We start from the raw sequence: 6,765 nt of genomic DNA, 5'->3' as shown, positions 1-6,765 counted from the left end.
AATAAGTTATATATAAAAAGGCAGAAATAACAACCCTTGCAAACAAAACTGTAACAACTGTAACTGTAACGCCCACACTCACCCCACTTCCTCTTAAAGGCTGATAATCAACAACTTAACAAATCATCAGACATGACAAATTTTAAATACAATCTCAGTAAACACACCCCTCCAGCTATGCCACGCCTCGGAAAAGGCACCGAATGCGTGCAACTTTCGCTATTGCAAGTGTCCAAGGACATGCATCAGCCACTCGTGCCAATGCTTTTCCCAATACTTGGCGCACACGTAAGTGGGGCTGAATTCATGTATCCCGACCTCTAGTGGAAGGAAACAAGCGGAATGTTGGCAGATCTCGTAGCCGATAGTGGCGCTGGCAAGGGTCGCCCGAACGCATCCCGAACGCATCCCGAAGCCTCATCATTAACTTTAATAATCGAAATAGCATGAAAAACACAAAAGCCAAAGAAACTCACAAATGCAAGCCACAGGAGGCTATGGTGTCCTCGCCATAGCCTGAACAGTTAACGATAGCACTATCTTTAAGTCATGAATTATCCATGAATTTGGGAAAGACATTAGCTCCCCGTTTTGCTTGCTCAGACTATGGCGGGGACGCACAACAAGACCATACAGAATTTGGGGTTAATTCAATTGCCGTAGAAGCCACTCCTGCTACTGGTGTGGCTTCACGATGAGCACCATGCCGTCTTTCAGGTTAATCTTCCTGTAGTCTATTAGCACGTAGCCATTAGCTTTCTTGATGAAAAACATTTCGAAGAAGTCGGTCTTGAACACTTCATGCTCCGTAAGCACCCAAGGGCACTCGCCTCCATAAGCTGTGTTAATGTAGATATGTTAAATTCGATAAATCTTGTTAAACAAATCCTATCTTACCTCTCATGTTTATACCTTTGCACGCACATTTAATAATCTAAAGGATAACATTTTTTAATTAAAAAGAGAATTAAAATGAGAGAAGAGACAGAAAAATCGGTAGCCTTCAATCATCATCGGGCTGACTTCCTGGGACTGCTCGTCACATTAGGCATCGTGTTTGGCGACATCGGAACATCACCCCTCTACGTGATGAAGGCCATCCTCCATACAGGCGAAACCATCAACGAGAACACCATCCTGGGCGCATTGTCCTGCATCATCTGGACACTCACCCTGCAGACCACCATCAAATACGTATGTGTGGCTCTGCGAGCCGATAATAATGGCGAAGGAGGCATACTCGCTCTCTACGCCCTGCTGCGCCGACTCAAGAGCAAGTGGATTTACATATTGGCTATCATTGGCGCAAGCACCTTGCTGGCAGACGGAATCATCACCCCAGCCATCACGGTTACCACAGCCATCGAAGGACTCGAAAGCATCAGTCCTGATCTGCCGGTCATCCCAATCACGCTTGCCATCATCACCATCATCTTCTTCGTGCAACGGTTTGGCACAGAAAGCATAGGCAAGTCGTTTGGAGTGTTCATGCTGTTATGGTTTCTGCTGCTGGGCGTGACGGGAGCCTTCAGCATCACGTCTTACCCCATGATACTCAAAGCCTTCAGCCCCTATTACGCTATTGCTCTGCTGTCACAATCGCCCGAATGGTTCCTGATTCTGGGTGCCGTATTTCTTTGTACCACCGGTGCTGAGGCTCTCTACTCCGACTTGGGACATTGTGGCAGGAAGAACATCACTATAAGCTGGGCCTTCGTAAAGACCATGCTCATTCTTAACTATCTGGGACAGGGAGCATGGGTGCTTAGCCATATTCAGACAGCCTCCTCCATGAATCCGTTTTTTTCCATCATGCCCCAGAGCATGCTGTTCTTCGCCATCATCATGGCCACGGGTGCGGCAATCGTGGCAAGCCAGGCACTTATCAGCGGCACCTTCTCCATATTGAGCGAAGCCATGAACCTGCACTTCTGGCCGCGTATGCGAATCAAGCATCCTACCCATGTAAAGGGACAGCTCTATATTCCGATGATCAACCTTGCCATGTACATCGGCGTGGTTCTCATCATCCTGCTCTTTCGCGACTCCTCACACATGGAGGCAGCCTACGGACTCGCCATCACCATCACCATGCTGATGACCACCCTTCTGCTCGGTTTCTACCTGCACAGCAAGGGCGTGTCGCGAGTCCTAACGATATTGTTTATGGGCGCATACTGCACCATTGAAGCCATCTTTCTGGCAGCTAACCTGTCAAAGTTTCTCGCTGGAGGATGGTGTACGATGCTCATTGGCGGAATCCTGTTCCTGATGATGTATGTATGGGTTCGAGCCATGAAGATACGTCGACATTATGTCAGCACCAAACCGCTGGATGACTATTATCAGATTATCTCCGACATCAAAGCCGACGAGAGTATCCCCAAGTACGCCTCCAATCTTGTCTATGTAAACCATGCCGACAAGGAAGGCGCCGTAGACGACAAACTGCTCTATTCCATCATCAACAAGCAGCCCAAGCGTGCTGACCATTACTGGCTTATCAATCTGGAATTTGCAGATACTCCTGACACGCTGGAGTACAGTTGCGAACCCCTTATTCCCGACACACTCTACAGCATAACGATGCACATAGGTTTCCGCATTGAGCCCAGGGTGAGCCTCTATCTGCGACAAGTGGTAGAAGACCTGGTGGCAAACAAGATGGTAGATTTAAGAAGCACCTATCCTTCGCTTCGCAAGAACGGAATACCTGGCGATTTCCGATTCATCATCATTCATCGCGTATATTATCCGGAGAGTTCCGACAACCGCCAGCAGAACCTGCTGATGACTTTCTACGCTCTTATCAGCAAGATAGGCATCGACGAGCCTAAGGCATTGGGCCTCGACACTTCTATGGTGGTGGTGGAACGTGTTCCGCTCATCATCAACCAACGCAACAGAAGTATCAGACGCATCACGCAAATTGCGGAAGAATGATTCGCCTAACATAACCAAGAACGTATGACATCACTTCAAGAAAGACTGTTCGCCATGCAGGATAAGCAGTATGCTGCTTTCCAAGCCAAACTGACACCGGGAGTGCCTATGGAAAGCTTCATAGGCATTCGTGTGCCCGTGCTTCGCAAGTTCGCAAAAGAATTTACAAAGGAGGCAGAATGCGAGGATTTCCTGCATCAGCTTCCTCACGAATACTACGATGAGAATATGCTTCACGGACTCCTTATCTCTCAGGTGAAGGACTACGAGGAATGCATCCAGCTGACAGACCGTTTCCTCCCATTCGTGGACAACTGGGCAGTTTGCAACATCATGTCTCCAAAGGTGTTTGCCAAACATAAGAAGGAACTGTTGGCGAAAATCAGGACTTGGAGCAAATCATTACACGTTTATACTTGTCGTTTTGGAATAGAGACACTTATGTCTAATTACCTGGACGAAGACTTCAAGGCAGAATATCTTGAAATTCCTGCATCAGTAAGGAGCGAAGAGTATTACGTAAAGATGATGGTTGCCTGGTTCTTCGCCACCGCCCTTGCCATGCAATGGGATCAGGCGATTCCCTACATCGAGCAACGCCGCCTTGCTCCCTGGACGCACAACAAGACCATACAGAAGGCCATCGAGAGCTACAGAATCACGCCCGAACAGAAGGAATATCTGCGGACATTGAAGATAAAATAATTAGACACAAGATACTTCTACATATTACGTTTGGATAGGTGGTTCATGTGATTATGGCGAAGTAATCAGCGACTTGCACACCACAGAGTTCCGAATGATGCTAACCCTCATGGTGAAGGTAATGCAGGAAATACCGGAAGGTTCAGACATTCTCTTCCTGACCAACGCTGCCTATATTCTGAACTTTGACAAGACTCCAACGGCTAAATCAGCCAACCGAACGGGCAGCGAGAGCAAAGATGCAAGCTCGCTTGCAATCTCTGCCGAGTCGCGAGGGAGGAAGGCGAGAGCCAATCCAGACTTGATCATTCAATGCATCGAGGAAAAGAAAAGGCACAACTCAGTCGGGGTCAAGATTGTGCAGTACCACAAAAGCCCATTGCTGACAGAAACCCACGATAGGGCTACGGAAGCAATGGCTAAGACAAGGAAGGAGTTTCATCAGAAAAACAATAGACAATCGGTCTCGTCTGAAATCGTTGCGTCCGTCTCCATACCACCATGCGCCCATGAAGGCGAGGATGGCACGGAAAACGACGTAGATAACGATAATGTCAACAAATGCATTCGATACTTACAAATTTTGAAGTAGTACGTGTAGAAGAAGAGGCATCCCTTATCCGCATCTATCTTGACGAATCGGTTAAGGCTGAATATAAAGAAAGCCCTGAGATTGAATCCAAAGGGTTCTGTGATGCCGTAACTATACGTGACTTCCAAATACGCGACAAAGGTGTTGATCTGATTGTCAGAAGACGCAAATGCTACGACAAGCAGAACAACCGATACTTCTCTGATTATTATGAGCAGAAAGCTGAAGGAACCCGCTACTCCAAGGAGTTTGCGGCTTTTTTAAAAGGAGTGTATGGAGACGATTTCTACGACCTCCCGTTCGCTTGACCACTATTATCACATAAACGGGGATACGTTTGAAAAGCAATACAAGGAAGTGCTCAGCGGCTATCGCGAGTGGTCCGAACTCTCGCATGCAGAAGACTGGCTTGTCTTTCCCGAAAACATAGGTAAAAGCATCTGCAACCATCATTGCTATTGTAAAAGGTGTCTCGGCAGATGTTGTAAGTTCTTTCTTTTCAGACTTACAAAGCTAATTTCAATCTTAAACAAAGATTGGAGGAAGGAAGACACCGTCACATTACGGAATGGACGAATGAAAACCTTTCTCCAAATTTGGTGGTCAAGCGCATCAATACTATAGGTTAAAAAATGCGCAGGATTAAGCGATTTTGAACACCCTACCTTTTCGGCCCTATCAGAGAAGCTTTCGGCTCTTTCAATGCAATTTCTCAAAAGATATTCACCGGAGGAGTCGATTGCCATGTTTCACTCAGAATGACCACACTGGTCAGACTGAATTCAAAATATGTCCCTTTTTAAAGTGGGCTCATGAATTATCCACGAAATTATTTGTGTGCGTTTATATTAAAGTTCCGTAGGCTTGCTTACGGCAGCCAGGAGCTGTTCGGGCGTAACGAGAGTCTGCTCGCCGGTGCTCATGTTCTTAAGAGTGAGTTTGCCCTCGGCAATTTCCTGTTCGCCAGCCAGCGCCACAAAAGCCACATGCTTGGCGTTGGCATATGCCATCTGCTTCTTCATCTTCACACTATCAGGATATATCTCGGTGCGGATGCCAGCCTCACGGCAACGGCGCAGCAGAGGCAGGCAGTAGGCAGTCTCGGCAGCACCAAAGTTGATGAAGAGCAGACGGGTACCCTGAGCAGCCTCCTTGGGATAGAGGTCTAGACCGCCAAGCACGTCGTATATACGGTCGGCACCAAACGAAATGCCCACACCCGAGATTCCGGGCAATCCGAAGATACCGGTAAGGTTGTCGTAGCGTCCGCCACCAGTTATGGAGCCAATGGCATAGTCGAGAGCCTTCACCTCGAATATGGCACCCGTGTAATAATTCAGTCCACGGGCAAGCGTGAGGTCGAGGTCAATCTGATTGTGCAGCCCGCACGTCTTGAGCGTGTCGAGAATAAAGCGAGTCTCCTCAACACCCTTCATTCCCACTTCCGACTGGGCAAGCACCTTAGCAATAGTGGCGAGTTTCTCGTCGTTGGTGCCAGTAAGCGCTATGATAGGCTGCAGCTTCTCAATGGCTTCCTCGTTGATGCCGTCGCGGCGCAATTCCTCGTTGACAGCGTCAATGCCAATCTTGTCGAGCTTATCAATAGCCACGGTAATATCCACTATCTTGTCAGCCTCGCCAATGGTTTCGGCAATACCCGTAAGAATCTTTCGGTTGTTTATCTTAATGGCCACGCGCACACCGAAGCGAGTGAATACGGTGTCGACAATCTGCATCAGCTCCACCTCGTTGAGCAGCGAGTCAGAACCAACAATGTCGGCGTCGCACTGGTAGAATTCGCGATAACGGCCCTTCTGCGGACGGTCGGCACGCCATACGGGCTGTATCTGATAGCGCTTGAACGGCAGCTGAATTTCGTCACGATGCTGCACTACGTATCGTGCAAACGGAACTGTCAGATCGTAGCGCAAGCCCTTCTCGCAGAGCTTTGTTGCAAGATGCAGCGGATTGCGCTGCAAGAGCTGGTCGTCGGAGAGTTTGGCAAGATAGTCGCCCGAATTGAGCACCTTGAAGAGCAGTTTGTCGCCCTCCTCGCCATACTTGCCCATAAGCGTAGAAAGGGTCTCCATGGCAGGGGTTTCTATCTGCTGGAAGCCATACAGGGCGTATACTTCGCGTATTGTGTCGAATATGTAGTTGCGCTTTGCCATCTCCACCGGAGAGAAGTCGCGCGTGCCTTTAGGTATTGAGGGCTTTGTGTAATTTGCTGACATACAATATATTATTTAATCGTTAATAATGTTTGCTGATTTTCAGCAAGAATCAAAACATAGCTACAAAGGTACAAAAAATATATTGAATACCCTGCTGCTTGCACTCTGAATTTATGACGAAAGAAATAAAATTTAACGTTAAATATCCACCAACACCATTGCTAAATCACATCTCATAAACCCCACAACAACAATAACAGGGCAAGGATTCACAAGGACCCTAAACGAAAGTTTCGTAAACAAAACACAAACCATAGGAGGCTATGGTATCCCGCCATAGTCTGTGCAGTT

Annotated in this window: 7 protein-coding genes and 1 pseudogene; 6 read left to right on the top strand and 2 right to left on the bottom strand. The window is 47.7% G+C overall.

The annotated features are described in order from the left end of the window. The first annotated feature begins 132 nt into the window (after positions 1-132). Positions 133-324 (top strand): hypothetical protein, encoded by a 192-nt coding sequence (locus I6E49_RS07710; RefSeq protein WP_235401568.1) that lies wholly within the window; start codon positions 133-135, stop codon positions 322-324. A 351-nt stretch (positions 325-675) separates the two neighbouring features. Here the strand turns inward: I6E49_RS07710 and I6E49_RS07705 are convergent, their stop codons facing one another. Then, entirely contained in the window at positions 676-816 is a 141-nt protein-coding gene (locus tag I6E49_RS07705) for a hypothetical protein (protein ID WP_235401567.1), read from the bottom strand. A 156-nt stretch (positions 817-972) separates the two neighbouring features. Here I6E49_RS07705 and I6E49_RS07700 point away from each other — a divergent pair, with 156 nt between their 5' ends. The 5 genes and pseudogenes from I6E49_RS07700 to I6E49_RS07680 all read left to right on the top strand — a co-directional run. Further along, a complete protein-coding gene (locus I6E49_RS07700) occupies positions 973-2,943 on the top strand; it encodes a KUP/HAK/KT family potassium transporter (RefSeq protein WP_235401565.1) in 1,971 nt (656 codons plus the stop codon). A gap of 24 nt (positions 2,944-2,967) precedes the next feature. Further along, the gene (locus tag I6E49_RS07695; RefSeq protein WP_235401564.1) at positions 2,968-3,648 is read left to right on the top strand and encodes a DNA alkylation repair protein; all 681 of its coding nucleotides are present in this window, start codon (positions 2,968-2,970) and stop codon (positions 3,646-3,648) included. 94 nt (positions 3,649-3,742) lie between these two features. Then, positions 3,743-4,240 carry a ribonuclease H gene (locus tag I6E49_RS07690; RefSeq protein ID WP_235401562.1) on the top strand — a complete coding sequence of 166 codons (498 nt, stop codon included), beginning with the start codon at positions 3,743-3,745 and terminating at the stop codon, positions 4,238-4,240. Next, positions 4,210-4,548: an ISAon1 family transposase N-terminal region protein gene (locus I6E49_RS07685; RefSeq protein WP_235401560.1), complete on the top strand. Its 339-nt coding sequence runs from the start codon at positions 4,210-4,212 to the stop codon at positions 4,546-4,548. The genes I6E49_RS07690 and I6E49_RS07685 overlap by 31 nt, the downstream gene beginning before the upstream one ends. Then, positions 4,514-4,681 (top strand): annotated as a pseudogene (locus I6E49_RS07680) (ISAon1 family transposase); the annotation flags it as partial. The gene I6E49_RS07685 and the pseudogene I6E49_RS07680, both read left to right, overlap by 35 nt. A gap of 407 nt (positions 4,682-5,088) precedes the next feature. Here I6E49_RS07680 and hisS read toward each other — a convergent pair. Beyond that, entirely contained in the window at positions 5,089-6,474 is a 1,386-nt protein-coding gene (gene hisS / locus I6E49_RS07675; protein ID WP_235401559.1) for a histidine--tRNA ligase, read from the bottom strand. Positions 6,475-6,765: the final 291 nt, after the last annotated feature.

The sequence above is a fragment of the Leyella stercorea genome (genome assembly GCF_021531655.1).
The sequence above is the reverse complement of the archived record's forward strand: the minus strand, read 5'-3'. Positions and strand labels throughout refer to the sequence as shown.

Coding starts and splice junctions, on each gene's coding strand:
- I6E49_RS07710 (WP_235401568.1), top strand. CDS start 133: ATGACAAATTTTAAATACAATCTCAGTAAACACACCCCTCCAGCTATG.
- I6E49_RS07700 (WP_235401565.1), top strand. CDS start 973: ATGAGAGAAGAGACAGAAAAATCGGTAGCCTTCAATCATCATCGGGCT.
- I6E49_RS07695 (WP_235401564.1), top strand. CDS start 2,968: ATGACATCACTTCAAGAAAGACTGTTCGCCATGCAGGATAAGCAGTAT.
- I6E49_RS07690 (WP_235401562.1), top strand. CDS start 3,743: ATGATGCTAACCCTCATGGTGAAGGTAATGCAGGAAATACCGGAAGGT.
- I6E49_RS07685 (WP_235401560.1), top strand. CDS start 4,210: ATGCATTCGATACTTACAAATTTTGAAGTAGTACGTGTAGAAGAAGAG.
- hisS (WP_235401559.1), bottom strand. CDS start 6,474: ATGTCAGCAAATTACACAAAGCCCTCAATACCTAAAGGCACGCGCGAC.